This window comes from Bartonella sp. DB5-6, assembly GCF_000278115.1.
Lineage (GTDB): Bacteria > Pseudomonadota > Alphaproteobacteria > Rhizobiales > Rhizobiaceae > Bartonella > Bartonella refiksaydamii.
This window is the reverse complement of the sequence record NZ_JH725115.1, coordinates 267377-286589: the sequence shown is the minus strand read 5'-3', so window position 1 is coordinate 286589 and position 19213 is coordinate 267377. Positions and strand designations below refer to the sequence as shown.

General features: G+C 35.7%; 13 protein-coding genes and 4 pseudogenes. 7 read left to right on the top strand and 10 right to left on the bottom strand.

The annotated features are described in order from the left end of the window. The 3 genes and pseudogenes from MCO_RS10760 to MCO_RS02540 form a co-directional block, all read right to left on the bottom strand. A pseudogene (locus MCO_RS10760) lies at positions 1-1217 on the bottom strand (hypothetical protein); the annotation flags it as partial. A 2443-nt stretch (positions 1218-3660) separates the two neighbouring features. After that, entirely contained in the window at positions 3661-8949 is a 5289-nt protein-coding gene (locus MCO_RS02545; protein WP_007552417.1) for a Vomp family autotransporter, read from the bottom strand. 810 nt (positions 8950-9759) lie between these two features. Then, a pseudogene (locus MCO_RS02540) lies at positions 9760-10008 on the bottom strand (transcriptional regulator); the annotation flags it as partial. 539 nt (positions 10009-10547) lie between these two features. Here MCO_RS02540 and MCO_RS10485 point away from each other — a divergent pair. From MCO_RS10485 to MCO_RS02515, 6 genes are all read left to right on the top strand, one after another. Beyond that, positions 10548-10733: a hypothetical protein gene (locus MCO_RS10485; RefSeq protein ID WP_007552415.1), complete on the top strand. Its 186-nt coding sequence runs from the start codon at positions 10548-10550 to the stop codon at positions 10731-10733. Next, the gene (locus MCO_RS11530) at positions 10730-10948 is read left to right on the top strand and encodes an S-adenosylmethionine decarboxylase (RefSeq protein ID WP_196794017.1); all 219 of its coding nucleotides are present in this window, start codon (positions 10730-10732) and stop codon (positions 10946-10948) included. The genes MCO_RS10485 and MCO_RS11530 overlap by 4 nt, the downstream gene beginning before the upstream one ends. Positions 10949-10971: 23 nt before the next feature. Continuing rightward, positions 10972-11265, top strand: coding sequence for a hypothetical protein (locus MCO_RS02530; protein ID WP_007552413.1), 294 nt, complete (start codon positions 10972-10974; stop codon positions 11263-11265). A gap of 331 nt (positions 11266-11596) precedes the next feature. Continuing rightward, the gene (locus tag MCO_RS02525) at positions 11597-11941 is read left to right on the top strand and encodes a hypothetical protein (RefSeq protein ID WP_007552410.1); all 345 of its coding nucleotides are present in this window, start codon (positions 11597-11599) and stop codon (positions 11939-11941) included. Further along, positions 11923-12360 (top strand): hypothetical protein, encoded by a 438-nt coding sequence (locus MCO_RS02520; protein ID WP_007552408.1) that lies wholly within the window; start codon positions 11923-11925, stop codon positions 12358-12360. Before MCO_RS02525 ends, MCO_RS02520 begins: the two co-directional genes overlap by 19 nt. Before the next feature lie 176 nt (positions 12361-12536). Beyond that, entirely contained in the window at positions 12537-13772 is a 1236-nt protein-coding gene (locus tag MCO_RS02515; RefSeq protein WP_007552407.1) for an MFS transporter, read from the top strand. A 369-nt stretch (positions 13773-14141) separates the two neighbouring features. On the opposite strand, the gene MCO_RS11480 is transcribed toward MCO_RS02515, so the two are convergent. From MCO_RS11480 to MCO_RS02500, 6 genes and pseudogenes are all read right to left on the bottom strand, one after another. After that, positions 14142-14270 (bottom strand): hypothetical protein, encoded by a 129-nt coding sequence (locus MCO_RS11480; RefSeq protein ID WP_256364615.1) that lies wholly within the window; start codon positions 14268-14270, stop codon positions 14142-14144. Positions 14271-14353: 83 nt separating this feature from the next. Then, positions 14354-15121 (bottom strand): HipA domain-containing protein, encoded by a 768-nt coding sequence (locus MCO_RS11045; protein ID WP_007552405.1) that lies wholly within the window; start codon positions 15119-15121, stop codon positions 14354-14356. 15 nt (positions 15122-15136) lie between these two features. Continuing rightward, positions 15137-15381: pseudogene (locus tag MCO_RS11040) on the bottom strand (HipA N-terminal domain-containing protein); the annotation flags it as partial. Further along, on the bottom strand, positions 15378-15593 hold the full coding sequence (locus MCO_RS02505) for a type II toxin-antitoxin system Y4mF family antitoxin (protein ID WP_007552402.1): 216 nt from the start codon (positions 15591-15593) through the stop codon (positions 15378-15380). The pseudogene MCO_RS11040 and the gene MCO_RS02505, both read right to left, overlap by 4 nt. A 290-nt stretch (positions 15594-15883) precedes the next feature. Continuing rightward, positions 15884-16125: pseudogene (locus tag MCO_RS11035) on the bottom strand (helix-turn-helix domain-containing protein); the annotation flags it as partial. Between the two features lie 227 nt (positions 16126-16352). Further along, positions 16353-16598 carry a hypothetical protein gene (locus MCO_RS02500; RefSeq protein WP_155799332.1) on the bottom strand — a complete coding sequence of 82 codons (246 nt, stop codon included), beginning with the start codon at positions 16596-16598 and terminating at the stop codon, positions 16353-16355. Between the two features lie 473 nt (positions 16599-17071). Here MCO_RS02500 and MCO_RS02495 point away from each other — a divergent pair, with 473 nt between their 5' ends. Further along, on the top strand, positions 17072-17341 hold the full coding sequence (locus MCO_RS02495) for a hypothetical protein (RefSeq protein ID WP_007552401.1): 270 nt from the start codon (positions 17072-17074) through the stop codon (positions 17339-17341). A 316-nt stretch (positions 17342-17657) separates the two neighbouring features. Here MCO_RS02495 and MCO_RS02490 read toward each other — a convergent pair whose 3' ends face one another. Beyond that, positions 17658-18869 carry an MFS transporter gene (locus tag MCO_RS02490; protein ID WP_007552400.1) on the bottom strand — a complete coding sequence of 404 codons (1212 nt, stop codon included), beginning with the start codon at positions 18867-18869 and terminating at the stop codon, positions 17658-17660. Positions 18870-19213 lie beyond the last annotated feature (344 nt).

The following is a 19213-nucleotide window of genomic DNA, read 5'->3' as shown; positions in this document are numbered from 1 at the left end:
CCAGCCTTAACACCCGAAAGAGTCCGCAACGCATTATCAACATTTGCAATGCTTACCTTAGTTCCACTTGTTTTTCCACCAATGGTAATGAGTCCTGTTGTATCTTGCTTAACAAGACTATCACCTGCTGCATTAACGACTATATTTTCAATCTTTTTATCAAGATTCGTGAAAGAACTACTTACGCCTGTAAATGCATCGGCAACATTTTCATATTCCTTTTCAGCTTCATTCCCATTCTTATCAAAGACCTTAACCGTAAAAGTAGGAGCTATCCATTCTCCCCTTCCATTATATCCAGCACCACCACCAAAAGACTTCGCAACCTCAGTGCCAAATTTATAAAGCTGAGAACCGTTGATTGCGTGAGTCGATGTTGGGTCAATCACACCACCACGAACACCAACAATAGTCCGTGCCTCACCTCTTACATTTCTAATATCTACTGCATAGCCGTCTAGGCGTGCACCAATTGCAATAATCCCTGCACCAACTTGCTGAACAATATTGTTTTGCCCATAAAAGAATAGAGTATCAATCTTTTTATTAAGACCTGTAAAAGAATCATTCACGCCAGTAAATGCATCCGCGACATTATCATAATTTTTGTTAGTATTACGACCAGACCCATCAAAGACCTTAACCGTAAAAGTAGGAGATATCCAGTTTCCATTTGTATCATATCTAGCACCACCGCCCAAAGACCTCGCAACCCCAGTGCCTAAATTATAAAGCTGTGAACCATTAACTGCTTGATCCGATGTTGGGGAAAGCGCACCATTACGAACACCAGAAAGAACCCGCGCCTCACGACGATTATTTGCAAAGTCTACTACAGAGCCGCCTTTTAGCGCACCAATTGTTATCGTCCCAGCGGAATTTTGCTGAACAAACGTATCAGACGAAATTAGTTGAAACTGCTTATAAATATCGTTTAATTCCTTATTTACCGCGACAAATGCAGAGCCAACATTTCTATACACATTACCGGAAATTATATAGGTTGGTGCGATACTTTTAAGTATATTTGCACCACCACCAAAATAGGTGGCTATATTACCCCACGTATCACAAGCAAAAACAGGAGAAGCACTTGATAAAAAGGCAGCTACTGAAACTAATGAAATTGTTTTAATAAAAGGGGCTCGATAAGGCGAGTAAGATTTTTTTAAATCACTCACTGCTGGTGTTTTTGGTGTGGTATATATTTTTTTCATAATAAATTCTCCAAGTAAAAAAACATCAAAAAGACATATTCTGGTGTTAGAAAACTCCAGAGGTTATTTCTTTTCTGTTTTTTAAAAGGTTAGGGTTGTCATAATGGAAAAAAGGACTATCTAAAGTGTCAATGAGATTGTTGTTGACACTTGATCAATAATCCGGCGAATAAAGACATAGTTTTTACGTCTTTAGGAAAGACTTCTTTTTTCCAGAGAAGCCTTTGGGTTTTGGGATAATAAAAAATGAGATAAAAATAGAAAAAACATGTTTGCCTGCTGTTGTTAGCTGTTAAGATGCAATAAGGTGTTTTTATTGCTGATTGTGTTGTGTCGTTTGTGAGTTGTTTAGAGTATCTTTGTAATATTATTGCACTTTTTTAATAAAACTGAGTGAGATGCTTTCGATCTTTAGATTTACATCTCTTTGCGTGCTTTGAAGTGAAAGTGTCTGTATGATTTTTTCATAACTCACTGCCCCCCTCTTTTGCGAAGACTTTCTTTAATATCTTTTAACGAATTCACGCTTGTCTATAGGCTATTTAAAAAAATAGCAAGAGAAAAATGCATTTGAATGAATTTAATTGTTTATAAATGAATCTTTCTTATTCATGAAATTCCAAAATTCATAGCCACATTGTTTACTCTGTAAGCTTTTATAGAAGTGCTTGTGCATCGTTGTATTTTAGATATCCCTGTTTTCATTAAAGTGAATCTTGCTTCTTCATGGCCACTGAAGCATATAGAAAAAATAATTAAAATAGTAAAAAATGGGATTCTTTAATTTCTTTAAACATATCTCCCCCAATGGACATTTCTATCAATAAAACTATAAAACGTACATTTTTAAAATTAAAATATTGTGCGATTATGCACTCTATTAATTTAGATGGGGACATTACTCTACATTTTTAATTTTTTGTTATTTATTCAGCGTAAAGTTTACTCCTGTGCTTAATCATCCCTGACCTCTTGCACTCGTGACAGATAGGTTAAGAGCGAATGAATCCCTCCTCAGATATATAACCAGCACCAATGGCAAATGCCAATTAACCACCCTATACGCCAGTACCAAATGAAATACTCAGCTTCCCTAGTCTATCGTTATAACGCAAACCCTCGCCACTGCCACACTAACAGCTGCCGCCTGTCTTGCCTTCCTCCCGGATATCCTCAAAAGCGCAATTTAATGTTTCAAACTCCATACCTGTATAAGATTTTGCCTCCTCAACAGCATTATTTATTGTACTACTGACTTTATCCTCCATGTATTTCTTCGTATTTCTTCTGTTCGGTATGATACAGCTTCTTTCAAACCACTCTCAATGCAAACATCCGATACATTATTTATCAATACAGGATCACTCTTATTACCACCAGCTAACGTAATCTTATTAGTCTTTTTACCATCTTTATCAGATTTAACCGCTTCATCCGTCGCTGTGCAATATCTTTTACTTGCTTATCAATGCTCTCTACCTTACTGTTAACCTTGCTAACCCTAACATTCGTTAACCAAAGTTGACTTCCATTAACAGAATCTTTCGAATTTTTTCTACTTTACCATCTGCTACATACGTAATCTTGCTATCTTCTCCCTGATGACAAACATCATACCCCTTTTCATCTTTACTCCCATTTAAACCATTCGATGAAATATTCTAGGCTACCTCATTAATACGCTTGTTAATATATTTCTACTAACGCAATCAAACGCTTCTGCAACATTGTTGTAGCTCTTCTTATCATCCGCTATAATATCGCTCTTGAAGAGTAAAACTTAGAATTTTGGGGATATCCATGCATCATCTTTACATCTAGCACCGCCTCCAACATATGCTGCAAACTTATTACTTATCTAATAAAACTGCGAACCATTTATTGCATCGGTTGAGTTTTTAATAGTTCTACCATCCGCAGGAAAGGTGATCTTGCTCTTAATCTCCTCTTCGCCATACTTGGTTACAAATGCATAATCACCATTGCTCCAAGATAACAAATCATGTGCTACAACCTGCGAAACATCCTTAATACGTTGATTGACATTTTTGATATTTTCATCAAGACCTGTAAACGCACCACCTACATCATTAAAAGCGGCCGTGCTTACCTGACCATCTTCAGAAACATGCGATAATTTATAGCTATGTGTAAAGCTATTGTTTTTGAATACAAAGAAAACGCACTCGACAAAAGTGCAACTATTAAGGATAAAGAAAGTATCTTTTGTATAGGTGGGGGATATAATTTCGTTTTACCTAAAGCCTCATAAAAAGCTTTCTTAAATCTTTTTAATTCTGTCTCTATTTTATTTTCTAATGTAGGTGTGTGTTTTACTGTAGGTCTGTAGGTGTATATTTTGCATTTTTAGCAAAAATAGTTTGCCCCCGCTTAGTTAAGCAAGGGCAAACAGAAATATCATTAAACTTTTGTGTTTTTATTGTTAATTCAGTGTCATATTAAATCCTGCACCTACCCCCCAATGTCCACCTGAACTCGTTACCGACACATTAGAATGAATGTGTCCGCTTTCAGAGGTATAACCAGCTCCAAAAGCAAAGGCAGATTGGCTACGCCATAGGCCACTACCAAATGCAACACTCAATTTTCCAGGTGTTTCATTGTAACGTAAGTTAGATACTGCTAAACCAATGGCTGCGGCTTGTCTTGCCTCTTTCCGCACATTCTCAATGCTATAGCTTAAAGCCTCAAACTTCATATTGGTGTAGTTGTTAGCGCGTTCAACCGCATCATCTATCGCATCAATAACGATATTGTTTACCCGCTGATCTGTGTAGTGCTTTGATTCATCAAGAATGATTTTCATTTGCTGTTGGGTGTAATCATGCAATTGTCCACCATTTACAGCTTCTTTCGAACCTGTTTCAATTTTACCATCAGCTACATTATCAATCATAACAGGTTCACTAGGATCGCCACCTATTAACGTGACTTTATTGGTTTTTTTGCCGTTTTCATCTTTGTCATAGAAAACAACCCCATCAGAAAGATTGGTAACTGTATTTTCAATATTATCAACTTTATTTTCAATATTGTAAACTGTTTCACCAATGTCGTTAACCGTAGAAGAAATATTGTCAACCCTGTGTTCGATATGTTTAATATCTTTCTCAACACCCGTTATACGTTCGTTGGTCTGCCAAAGTTGTCCACCATTAACTGCTTCTTTTGAATCTTTTGCAATTTTACCATCGGCTACATTGATAATCTTGCTCGCTTGACCGTTATGACTAGCATCGTAGGCTCCTTTATCTTTATTCCAGTGTAAAACATCTGAATCAATGTTGTTTTTGATCTCATCAATACGGTTATTAATATTTGACATCCCGTTATTAATACCACCAAAAGCTTCAGAAACATTATTATACGTCTTTTCACCAACAGTGCCATCCGCATTGACTTGAGAGATCTGGAAATTAGGTGCTGTCCATTGGCCATTCTCATACTTAGCACCACCGCCGAAATAATTCGCAAGTTGATTGCTCATGAGATAAAGTTGGTTACCCGTAATAGCATCTGTTGAACCTTTAGAAATGTCTCCATCCAGAAGAAACTTAAGTTTGCTGTTTGTCTTCTCTTTGTCTTTCCCATGAAGAGCAACAAATGCCTGATCATCTTCGCTCCAAAGTAAAGCATCTTTAGAAAGACCCTGAATTTCCTGAGTAAAATCATTGATTACATTTGTTACACGCTGATTTACACTTTTGACATTTTTATCAAGCCCTGTCAAAGCTGAACCAACATCATAAAAATTAGCTTTTGCTACCGCACCATCTTCAACAATAACAGACAAACTATATTTGGGTCCTTTAAAGACTCCATTCTCGAATGAAGCACCACCACCAAAGTAATTTGCAATATCTCCGGATATTTTATTAATCTGGCCACCATTGATTGCATCAGTTGAATTAGCGGAAATATCTCCATCTTTAACATTTAAAAGAGCGACTGGGTTTTCAGTTCTACCGCCTCCCAAAGTCACACTGTTATAATTGACTTCACCATTTGCATCTTTATCGTAGAGAACAGCAGAAGCACTTGCTATATTAATATCGTTAGAAATCTTCTCTATGCTTTTATCAAGTTGGCCTTTATTAACGGCTTCATCGTTGTTCACCGCTTCTTTTACACCTGCGATAGTTCGAACTCCCTCACTGCCTGTAATATCAATTCTTGTACCACCTTTTTCCTTACCAATGGTGATTAATTTCTGTCCTTCGTCCCATTTAACAAGGCTGTTTTCTGTTATGTCGGAGATTTGATTGTGAATTGCGTTAAAAGAATTATTCACACCTTCAAAAGCTTCAGCAACATTTGAATAAGGCTGCTTAGAGGAAGTTCCATCAGGCTTGAATTCGACAACCTTGAAAATAGGAGCGTGCCAGTCCCCAGACTCATCATATCCAGCACCACCACCAAAGTAATTTGCAATATCACCTATTGCATGGACTAAATGCTGATTAACATGCCTAATATTCATATCAAGCCCTGACAAGGCTGTTCCAACATCATTGTATTCTTTCTGTTCCTCCTGACTATTTTCATCAATAGTAGTTAAATTATATCTTGGGTTTTTAAAGACTCCATTCTCAAATGAAGCATTACCACCAAAGTAATTTGCAATATCTCCTGATATTTTATTAATCTGGCTTCCGTTGATCGCATCAGTTGAGTTAGCGGAAATTTCTCCACTCTTCACATTGTGCAGAGCAACCTGCTCACCAGCCTGATTGTTACCCAAAGTTACACTGTTGTAATTAACACTTTCATCATCATTCTTATCGTAGAGGACAGCAAAATCATTTACTTTCTTAATGTTATTATTAATATTTGTTACAGTGTTATCGAGTTGTTTTTTATTAACAGCCTCGTTATCGTTCACTGCGTCTTTCACACCTGCGATAATCCGGTCTCCTTCACTGCCTGTAATATCAATTTTCGTGCCATCTTTTTCCTTACCAATGGTGATAAGTTTCTGTCCTTCGTCCCATTTAATAAGAGTATTTCCTGCTATTTCATTTTTTACTTCATTCAATTGTGCAAGATTAACTGCATCGTTATCTAGAACACCCTTTGCAACCCCTGTAATCTGTTTATTTCCAGCATGAACACCGCCCCAAGTTATTCTTGGTCCACCAGTAATAACCACACCATTGTCGCTTAACTGGGTCTTTCCTGTTTGTACGCGTCCAACTTCAATGAAATCATTCAAATCAAATTCTACTGTGTTATCATCTTTGCTTACAATTTTAATATTTTTGTTCTCATAATTCTTAAGTTCAGCTCCAACAAAATTGACAGTTTTACCCGGAAGAATATCCACAGCAGTTCCACCGTTAACAGCTAACTTCCATCCCCCTGCCTTTGATATAGATTCCCTTACCTCGTTCAGCTGTTTATAATTCACTGCATCAGTATCTTTTTGCCCGTCTGCTACGTTTGTAATCTCTTTATTGCCAGCAGAAATACCCTCAAAAGCAATTCTGGGCCCCTTATTATCTTTAAACCCAAAGCCATCATCACTCACAATACTTCTGCCTGTAGTGACACTCGTCAATTTAAGATTATCATTTAAAGAAAATGTAATTTTATTGTTATTGTCTTTTTCAATTTTAATATTTTTGTGGCTATCCTTATCCTCAGCAGCAACAAACTTTACTGTACTCTCTGCCCCAATATCTGTAGCCTCTTCATCTTCAACAGCAAGTTTCCAACCCGTTTTAATTTTCGCTGTAAAATCTTTCAATTGTTTATAATTCACTGCATCGGTATCTTCTTCCCCTGCCGCTATCCCTTTAATCGTTTTATCACCAGCATGAATGCCATTAACAGTTATGCTCGGCCCATCACCACCTTCAAACCTAAAGCCAGCAGCATCCATAATGCTTTCTCCTGCTGTGACAGTCATTACATTAATATCATCAGCTAAATCAAATTTTACATCGTGGTTTTCACCTTTTGTAATTTTTATATTCTGTTTATCATTATTACTAACTGCTTCCAAATTAACCATTTCGTTTGGTCCAACGGACATAGCATCTCCACCATTAACAGAAAGCTGCCAAGTTGTTTTGATACCTTTTTGCACTTCCTTCAGCTGTTTATAATTCACTGCTTGGTTATTTTCAGTTGCGTCTGCTACGTTTGTAATCTGTTTATCGCCAGCATCAATACCGTCCACAGTTATTTTTGCCCCATTAGCAAATATAAAACCATCATCACTCATAGAGCTTTGCCCTGTCGTGACGCTCGTCAGTTCAAGAGTATCACTCAAAGCAAATTTGATTTTTTGCTTATTATCTACACTTTCTTTTTCAATCGTTAAGTTGTCATTTTTTACTGAAAAGTCTACTGTACTGCTGGGAGTAACATCTGTAGAATCTCCATCATTAACAGAAATTTTCCAGCCTCCTCCTGCTCCTGCCATGACATCTCTCAAAGCTTTTAGCTGTGCAACGTTGACGGCATCAGTGTCTTGAGAACCAGCTGCAACATTTGTAATTTGCCGTGTTAACTTCTGATTAGTGTTGCCAACACTAAAATCACCTGCTGTGCTTTTCCATGCAAGATCACTCTTTGTTGTTGCAGCATTTGCTACAGGATCATAACCGAAAGTATCCTTATCAATACGAGAGACAGATCCTCCACCCACAGCAACACCATCTATAACACGTACCTGTGCATTTATACCAACTGCAACTGAATGATCCATTTCAGCATAAGTATGGGAACCAATGGCAATCGAATTTTTACCCTTCGCTATTACTTTTCTTTCCTCCCCGTTTTCTGCAGGTTCTCCACCACCTATTGCAATAGAACCAAGAGCTTGAGCTTCAGCCTTCGAACCTATAGCAACCGCGTACTCGTCAGTCGCCTTTGTCTTTAACCCTAATGCAATACTATTGTAACCAGACGCAGATGCGAACTTACCAACAGCAACACTATTTATACCGCTCCCTTCTGCATTTGAACCAACTGCAATCGCATCGTCAATCGTAGCTTTGGAACTATCACCTATAGAAATGCTACGTTCACCAGAAGCAGTCGCAAGCCCTCCAATCGCAACCGTAGAAACCCCTGATGCTTCTGATCCTACACCCATAGCAACACTTGCTCTTCCACTTGCAAGTGCAGAAACACCAAAGGCTTGCGCCCCTCCAGCCTTTGCTGTCGCGCCTGCACCAAAAACGGTTGAATAATTACCCGTCGCGGCAGATCCACAACCGGTAGCAAACGAATAAATGCCATAAGCCTCAGGCATAGCACTAGCATTACCACCGGTAGAAAATGTACCCATATAGCCGCTACTAGGCCTACCATTAAGATTTGTTGTACCATCACCAGACCAAACCTCTTGGGCAGTGGCTGTACCATAAGGATGGTAACCACCTGTAAATTCTTGATTAGAAATAAATCTCTTATATTGGGTTTCTGCAGATATACGAGAAGCATCTGGTATGCCCTGCTGTTGTTTGCCTCCACGACCAATAACATTGTCTACACCACAGTAATTATCATCACCAGCAAAAACAATACTGCCATGACTACCAAATGGATACGTTACATTTGGAGCACTCGTGTTTCTAACCACATCTCCTGTTATCGAGACATTCGCAGCGAAAACAGGAGAGACGCTCGATAAGAGTGTAGCGACTGCGGCTCCTAACGTAACGGCTTTAACCAAATTTGATGTCGAATATAATTTTTTCATAGAATCTCCTCCAACAGAGCTCAGTATCACAACAACGCGCACAAAACCTCATGGCAAAACCCCTGTTTGCGCACAAAAAAACAAATAAAAAAATGCATAACCCTCCCCCTTTGACGCCGAATATCCATCACGGCATCATCCTAAAATCTCTGAAAAAACATTGAATCTAGAAAAGTCCCCAACCCTTTTAGCTAGAGGGATTCAAGCTAAAAAATAAATAAAAATACAAATTTTGAGAATATTACATAATCTCCATCCAAAAATATCGCGATTTAGCTCATAATAAAAACAGCTTTTTAAAGAGCAATTCTATCTTTCAAATAAAGCACATAAGCAGAATGGCAAGAGTATAAAAAATAATTTTTCATTGATAAGCAAAAAAGACTTCTCAATAAACACAAAGAGAGGTATTTTATAAAAACTATTCTTATAAGCGTAACTTTATGATTTTTTTAGACATATCTCATATGTAATAGAGCTAATCATCATGATAACCTCACTCTTTACACTGAGATAATCTTCTATAAAATACAATATGAATATTTAAAAGAAATATTTCTTTATAAAATAAAATTTTATTTTTTAATTCCATAGGCTTCATAAAAAATATGGAAGTTCTCTAAACTTTTTTTGTTCTTCTTTATCTTTGTGTGTAGTGCCTTTTATTTTTGATCTATAAAATTCTAAAAATCAATACAGTTTGATATGAAATGTCGTACTCCGTGGAAAAGAAGGATGTGGTAATGCGTTGTTTTTTAAGCTGGATTTTTACGACAGAAAAACAAAAAAGTTTTTTATTGTAGAGGGCTTTTAGTCCGTATTTTGTGGAGTTGCGCGATATGCTTTTTCAGCTTCGGTTTGACGTTTTAAACGTAATTTTAAAAGTGGAAAGGTTGCTTCAACTTCTTCAATATCGTTGATGTTTTGAACAATCTCTTGCAACTTGCCATAAAGCTCTGCCGCTAATTCCGCTATATCTTCAGGAGGAAGTTCTATTTGTGCATCATGATAAGCCGCATAAACCAAACGTCCAAGCTTTTTCATCAACCCAGAAGGAATCCCTTCCAGTTAATATGATGACCAGCTTCATGAGCAAGTTGCCCGATAAATTCACGTTGTGTACGCCCCTACAAGCTCTCCTTCTAATCATGATTTCGGAGCCGCGTGAGAGGGACCAAACAGGCCGTTAGGTTCTTTGTCAAGGACGTCGTTAGGCGCCATGTAATGGTCTCCTTGACATCAAGAACCTAGGATTGTTAATTCTCTCATTAAACGCGGATTTGATTTTATGATTTTGGTGAGCGTTCCAGAGAGTTTGAGAGGCGGACAGCCTCTCTCATTATAAAACCGTAGCGTAGCGACGTATAGGGCTTTAACAGTTTTTTTTGTAATGTATTTACATGTGTGTAATAACATGCATTATATTGTTTATAAAATAAGCTAACTATTAAATTTAGAAGGTAATTATGGAAAGTGCACGTGAATTATTTATAACGGAATATGAAGATGTTTGCTGTGGCTTAATATTCTGGTAATTGTGCTGGAAGAAGTGTTTAGCCTCTTCCAATCCAGTAAATAAATTAATGGGGGAGTTGAATATGGATGATGAGGGTTATCATTATTTACTGGATGGAGTTACAAATGATCTCGAGTTCTTAAAAGATGAGAAGGTCTTATATTCTTTATTCCTTAGAGTAATAAAAAACACAAGAATGAATATTCTTGGATTCATGTCACACAAATTTACAACAGATGGACAAGGTGTGACAGGTTTTTTTTATTGAGTGAATCACATTTATCATTTCATACATATCCAGAGAGTAATTACATAAGTACCGATTTGTATACTTGTGGACAAGATTACGGCAATGTAATTGAAGCTATTAAGACTCAATGGGAGTACACTGGACAATTATTTATTAGATCTTTCAAAAGAGGTAAGCATTTGTTAAGTATTAATGCCTCTTCGTTTTATGACTTAAATCCATCCAATGTATGATACCTATAAGAATGAAGGAAACTATGAATATCAAAAATAATGGCTTATTTAAGTTTGATTATCAGATTCCTGTATACAATTTCTTTTTTCCAAGTCAAGGAAAGTGTCTTATTGATAAGCCATTATCTGATGTTATTGTGAATAGTAATAATGATATTAATTCGAGAGCTTTATATTTTCATATTCCTTTTTGTGAAACTATATGTACATTTTGTCCTTTTACTAAAGGTGGTTATAAAGGCGAAACTGTAATTAATAATTACACGGATGCTTTAATTGAAGAAATAGAATTAAAAGCAAATTTTGTTGATTACTAGGCTGTTCCAGTTCGCGCGATTTTTTTGGAGGAGGAACTCCATCTTTATTATCTCCATCTAATATTTTAAAAATAGGAGCAGCTATACATAAGCACTTTAAAATAGCATCTAATTGTGAATTTTCTTTTGAAATTGAGATAAAAAGTCTTACCGAGGAAAAAGTAATTGCTATGAAAGAAATAGGGGTTACACATCCACGCTTGGTCTTCAAACTTTTAATCAAGAATGGAGAAAACTTTTTAATCTCACATCTACATACGAACATATTAAATTTGCTGCTAGTATATTAAATGCTAATTTTAAGTACGTACTTTTTGATATATTGTACGGTATGAACGGACAAGATGAAGAAGAAATAATTAAAGATCTCGAAATGGCTGTATCTCTTGGTACATCTAATATAGATATATACCCAATTGACAATGTTGTGACACAAGTAAAATTGTATAAAGCTATCAAAAATCGTGGTTTAGGTTTTACTACAGCAACAAAAAAATTTTCTATGAATATGCTAATAGATGCTTACATGAGAAGTAAGGGATTTATGCCTCATAATGGTCATGGTTATATTCGTACCCCAAATGTGACCTCTGATATAGTTACGGATGAATACAGTTTTGTTTATCATGAGCATGTTATGGATATTCAAATTATGATTTGCATGGTTTTGGAGTAAATCCCGTATCATCAATACGTGAACACGTGATAACAAATTTTTCTAATCGTAATGCTTATATTACAGCCGTTAATAGCAAAAAAATGCCAGTAAATGTTAGCAAACACTCTCCAATTCTAGATAAGATAAAGCCTATCATCCTACGGCTACCTTATCACAGTTTAGTGAGAAAATCTTTAATAAAAGTGGATTTCGTACCTAACAGTATTTTTTCCAAATTAGATGTTCTTTTATCTAATAATCTTATAGTGGAAGATAATGACTCTTGGCAACTTACGAAATTAGGCTGGTATTGGTACATTAATATTACGTTTTGGCTGATGCCAGAAGAAGATCAACGTATTTTAAAGGCATTTATTGCAAAAAAACTGGGTGAAACAGGTAGATTTATAGCTAAAAAAGAGCTTATGTATATATGATAATAGCCTGTTCATTAATATATTTTTTTATCTAAAGGATAAAAATCTCTACTAAAATCAAAATATTGGTCTAAATGCATGTATCATGATGCGTATTTCTTTGAATTTCATATCGCCGATTTTATTAAAGGAAGTGGAACTTCAATTATAAAAAAGTTTAATATCGGATGGTTGACATGAATTTATTTTTAAAAAAGAGTCCATTATCTCTTTTTTCTTCTCTTTTTATTTCTAAAGTTGGCGACTATGCTTATGAAGTTGTTTTCATTTTACTTGTCTTAGAATTAACAGATAACTTCTTTTTTACAGGTCTTGTATATTTTTTTCGATTTATCCCTTTTCTCTTTTTGGGCCCTATAGGAGGTTGGTTAGCGGATAATTTTTCTCTGAAGAAAAATATGATCTTAAGTGAATTGGTGAGATTATTCGCCTCATTCTTCGTTTTGATAACCACTATAACAGGGACCGCTCATATTATTGTGCTTATTTTTGCCGCAATATGTACAACGATAGGAAGAAGTATTTTTCAACCAAGTTTTCAAGCTGCTATTCCAAGAATCTTTGCAATAAATGATCTTACAAAGGCAAATAGCATTGCACAAATTATAGACGAAATGGCATCCGTCATTGGTCCTTTAGTTTGTTCCCTCCTACTTTTTCTAGCAAATAAATCGACAGTACTCATTTTTGATTTTTTTACCTATTTTGTATCTATTATAGTGTTATTTAATCTCATGAATTTAAATTCAAATGAGAATAAATCATTCAATTTTATAAAAATTTATCGAGAAACAGCTTCCTATCTTAAATATATTTCTACAGAAAATAATAATTTATTTATTACGCTCGTTGGCTCATCGTTTGCTATTCTCTTTACGGGGGCAATTTTAAGATTTTTAATTCCAGCTTTTGTTCTTTCTGTGGGTGGAGAGGAAAGCTTTGTTAGTTATATTTTTTCTCTCATTGCTGTTGGAACTATTGTAGGTGGTTTGTTATATAGTAAAATTATATTAAATGTTACATCGTTGAGGCTTATGGTATTTTGGCTTCTGTATGGGGTTATTATGTTTGTTATGCCCTTAGCTGCGGTACTTTATTTAAAAGTACTTCTCGTGTTAGCATTTGTTTTAGGATTTATCGGCGCATTTGTGGATATTAGTTTAGTCTCAGCTATTCAATTATATTCTCGTCGTGAAGATTTTGGTAAGAGTTTTGGAACCTTTTCAACTTTAGCGAACTCTGCGGAAGCAGTGTCTGGCTTTATTGCTGGACTTTTTGCACTCGTGGGATTAGTGAGCTCTTTTTTAGCTATGTCTGCATTAATTATTTCAACTGGAATGATTGGCGTTATAAAAATTAAGAAAAATAAAGCCTTAATACCCCTTAACACGACAGTAGATGATGATCATTGATATATTTGATAGTTCATAAGCAGTAGAAAAAGAGCAATACAAATTACAGCTATAGAAGTAATAAGCAGTCTCATTTATTTGTAAATTATACAGACGAGAGTAAAAGCGTTTGTTTATCACTTAGATTAATACACCTCATAATAATCCCTTGTATATTGGTTTAGATGACATTTTATAGAGTGTTATATCTCATATCGTGAATGAATTGTAATACACTACGTTATTTTCTAATAAAAAAAGAATATATAAGGCATTCAGCCATGATAATTTTTCCTTTTTATCAAGTAAAACGATCGTTTTTTCTGATAGAATATATTACTCAGTATCTTAAAAATATCATCATTTAAAACAGAGAGATAAGCAATAAAATTAAATTTTTAAATGTTGAGAACGCTGTTGAATAACATTGATGATTGCATCAAAAACTTCAGAACGCAAACCTTCATCCTCGAGTTCTTTCTTTAATTTTATTGCTTTATCATTGATTGAATCAGTCATTCTTTTTATTTGCTTTTTTAAGAACAATTGAGCGGATTTAGTATCCGCAACCATTTTATAAAAATGACGTAAATATATTTTTTTTAGGTATATATTCTCCTCCTATTTTCATAACCATATTTTGAGATAATATCTGGATAAATAGCCATGCTTAACAAATCATATGCAGGAGCAAGTTCTGGTTTTTTCTGTTGGTAAAGTCGTGAAAAGTTTTTGCCATGAGCATCGGCATTACCAATTAAATAATTAAAAATAACTATATTAAGGAAATTAAGTTGATCAACAGCAGGACGTAACGTATGTTGGCAAATAATGGTTTGACACGCAGTAATACTAGGTCCTCCTTCACACTCATATTTAAATTCTGGAGCAATGCTAAGTGCTTGACAAAAGTCCTCTTGATGAATACGCAATACCGTCCCGTCAGAAGCTGTTTGACGATCATATCGCGCAATAAGATAGTAAGGTGTATTATTCACAAAATGTAAATGCACTTCAGGCATGTTAATGCCTATAAGTTTTGCCAATTTCATACAGAAAAGTTCGTTATGAGTACTATCATTAATATGTTCAATCAGGGGTTTTAAAATATGAGTAGTGGGTGCCGCCCCTTTAATGAGCTGAACATGGTTATCTTTAAAGCCAACCGCTAATTTATCTTGCGCTCCAGCAAGAGATAATCTGTAATCACCATCTCCCGCAAGCATCGGACGACGTTTAATACACTCAAGAATTTCCTTTAATTGGACATCATCAAGAGTTTCTATATCATCTGTTGGCAAATTTGGAACTTGTCCATGGGGATATAACGCGAGAGCTCCAGCACAATCCCCACCAACAACTTCAAGCAAAGCAAAAGCATTTTGTTCAGAAAGACCTAAATAAATTGCTAAACGATATCTTACATTTTCGTCAGGTAAAAGACCGGAAAAAAAGCTTTTACTGTTTGACCTTTATAAGCTTCAACACGAGGAGGTAGAGAGACAGAGATGCCCTGTAAATCTTTATACAAATAGTCAGTATCGTAGAGAAACGTGAGTTCTCCACTTTTCTCTTGTTGCAATTGACCTACTAATTTTGTGTGTAAATAAACATCAAGTGTACGGGTCATAATTTTTCATTTTCAATCTGAATATCAAGGCCAAGCATTGAAAGCACATGTATGGTTTTTCCAACATGACAAGACTCTTTGCCTCTTTCTAAATCACGGATAAACCGCACACCAACCCCTGATGTAGCTGCTAACTGTTCTTGTGTTAATCCTTGTTGTTTACGTGTGTTTCTAACAATAAAACCCAATATTTTCATTCTGCTTTCAATCATAATCGTCCCTTTCGGGATGATTTTATCGTTTTATGCTTTTATTACAAGAAAATAAACCTGTACGGGACGTTTTTATCCCATATGCTCCTAAAGCCTTATCCTTTAGAACAAAGAATAGTGCGTATTTTGCGTATACTTCATGCAAAGAAAAAATTTCAGTAGTTAACTGTTAAATTGAATCCGGCTGTGTTTAATAGTTCAATAAGTTTTGTGAGCGTCTCTTTTACGTGTTCATTAAAAGGAATGTAATTAATCCCTTGCGGTTTAAAACCACATGCTTTTGCTTTTCACGCATCCATAAACATTTCACCATTGCCAGTTACAAGCCAGTCTAATGAAATGCCGCAAATTTCTTGGTATTTTGAGAGAGCGGAGGCTGTAGGTTCACTTACACTGTTTCATAGGTTCCTATGGAACCAGCCGTTACACCAAGGTGGTCAGCAAACTGCTTACGCTCCGTGAAACCAAGAGCGCGGCGTACTTCACGAAAACGTTTTGCTAACTCGGTTTTAGGCTCTGCTCCTAGACGTGCCCAAAAATTACTCCAAAATCAATATAATTATTGACTAAGTAATTATACATCGTTACTGCCCATTATATTGGGCCGTTATTACATTATAATCCTACCAAAAATAGATGTTACAGCATCCGTTTAAGCAGGAACGAAAATTATGACCATCACCCACGCATGGAATCGCCATCGTATTTTATCGAGCTACGCCATAGGAATATACCCTTGACGAAACGCGCAAAAGCTTCCTAAAAACCGTTATCCTGTGTTAAAAACATTTGACCACAGCTTAACGAAAAAGCTGAACCCGCCATTGCCGATTTTATCGGTTTGCTCGTCAAACAAATCTTTTCGACCGCTACCCTAAAAGTTGTAGTCGCATTTTCAAAGCAGCAATAAAGCCCAATACGGTTTCTCTTATCCTTCCGTACTGCGCGATAATACTGCTTGAATCTCGTTGCAAAAACATGCGTATCAAGCGCATTTCCCATCATTTTTATATTACATACGATAAAAGGTTTATCAATGTCTAAAAATCAACAAAAAATGGGCAAGATGATTAATGTTCTACAAAAAATAAAGTCATCATCTCTTATTTAAAAACTAAATGTTTATAAGCCATACTTGCTTATTGTTGATATCAATGGCACTAGTTTGGCTTTGGTTAACAATGATGAAATCTTAAGCCATTTGGTTTATCGTCAAAATAGTTGCTCTTACACGCAAATTAAAAGCCGTTTGACAATATATCTTAAATGCTACAAATTCTCTCGTGAAAACATTGCCGCACGTATTTTTAATTGGGAAATTGAAAATCCTAGAGCGATAAAGTTTCTGACAGGCATTGGATCAAAAGTGAGTGCTTTGCACAACATTGACAAAACTAGGATGTTGGTATACATGGCAATTCTTGGTGATGACAGTGTACCAAAGCTGCTTGGAAAAACCGCAATGTGGAGGAATGTGTATGACCTCTTTATGCGACAAAGAATTGTCCGATACGCTCGTTGGTCTTTATGACGACTATCAACGCGGTTTTGATATTGGAGAAGACCTTAAATTGTGCGTGGATTTAGCTTTGTCTCTTGAATTGGAACTGAGTATTCGTCGTTTAAGCGAAACAGACACAGTTTTACAAAAAGAAATTTTACAAACCTTGCGCCGTCGCAAAAGCTCTCATTCCAATGAAGATGAAACTGACGCAGTTATTCATATGGATTTTGAAGAACACAAATAATGGAACATACCCCCTTGTAGGGTGAGAGATTTCTTCATTGCTTTACTTAAACTTGAAATTAAAGGACTTTTAAGAAGTTCCAAAGCACTGTGTTATTGGCTCTCACGAGTGTGAGGTTAATCGGAAAAGTAGGTTAATGTTTTTTGCTGATTCATTAAAACAACTAGCATTTTACAACACACATAAGATTTATGCTTTACTCATTAAAAGCTCTAACCTTGATATTCACTTATCTCCGCTTTAAAAGCAACATATGAGATGTGAGGCATCATAAATATTTGTAGAATGAAGTGTATTTACAGTTCTCAAATACAATTCATTGTTTTTTACTTTTATAAAAAAGAACGATGAGAACTCCAGCAGTCGCAATCATACTTTGAAGAAAGTATACAGATTGAGATGAGACGCCGTTGCTATCACTTGCCATAAATAGATAGACCACAAGAATAAAACACCCTGAAATTCCATTAAAACTTGCCTGTAGTCTTCCCTGATATTCAGGATTACAATAAAGTTGTGATAAAGAAATTGAAAGAGCCCAACTCGAAAGTCCAAATCCAATCATGAAATAAACAGGAAAAACAATGAAAATGTGTGTATTGACAGACAGAATGAGGAGCCCAATAGCCATAACAGCTAATAAAAGTGCCAATGTTTTCCTTATGGATAAAACTTTACAAAAAAATGGAGAAAAAAGTGCACCAGTAAATACCCCCGCTGAATAAAGCGCTTCCAATATTGCAAAGGTCCAACTATCCCCATTCAAAACCTCTTGTGTATAAGGTACCAAAATAACAGGTATAGTCATCAAAAGAGCCATAATAATCATCTGACTCATATAAGGCATAAAAAGAGCCTGATTTTGCTTAAAATAACGAAGTGACGATATATAATTTTCCCACCAGTTTTGCTGATTTTGACTTTCAAATCCTCGCGTTTTAGGTACCTTCATGAAAAAGTTAAACAAACCAGCGATAATAAAGAGTATACCGCCTATCAGAAGTGCTCCTTTTATTCCTGCATAGGCGAGTATAAACCCACTTAACCCCATACCTAAAATAGCGCCAAGTTCATAGACCATATCAATTGTTGCATTCGCGTTGATCAGCTGTTTTTTTGGAACAATACTTTGGATTAACGGAATAGCTGATGGCATATAAAAAGAGATAAAAATACCCAAAATAGCAGATAAGAACATTAAATTACTTTCTATGCCAAATTGTCCAAGTATTACCCAGACCACAATCACCAGACCTCTGACTAGGTTTGAAATGATGATCTGTATTTTACGATTGTATTTATCCGCCAAAACACCAAAAATAGGCGCAAAAACAACGCTAGGCATCCAAAGAAAAAACATCAGCAGTGCTACACCACGAATGGAATTTGTTTGATTGTAGGCGAGCCATGACAATATGATGTAATTCAGTCCGCTACCAAATGTAGAAAATAAGCCGCTCAATGTAAAATAGAGAAAAGTTCTATTCTCAAACAGAGCAATACGTTCTTTCAAATTTGCAGTTAACATAAATTATCCCCTCGCACAAACATCATTTGGTATGTATTGTAACGCATTTAAAAACATATATTTTTTACAATTTTGTGTTTCAGTTCACTCGATTTAAGCAAGCAAAGTTCCTTATTTTGACTCTTTTAAATTTTTTGACATAAACACCACCAATGGAGAAGTTATGGTTTTGCAAATGAAAGCACTCTTTGGCTAGACCAAAGAGAGTATGGTATCACCTATCCTAAAAGTACAGATCGTAATAGATCTCATTTTTAAAACGAGAAAGAGTTCCAAAAAGATTCAGGATAAGCAAAACATAAATCAAGAAGGCAAAATTCCAGAGCTTATATATAACTCATTGA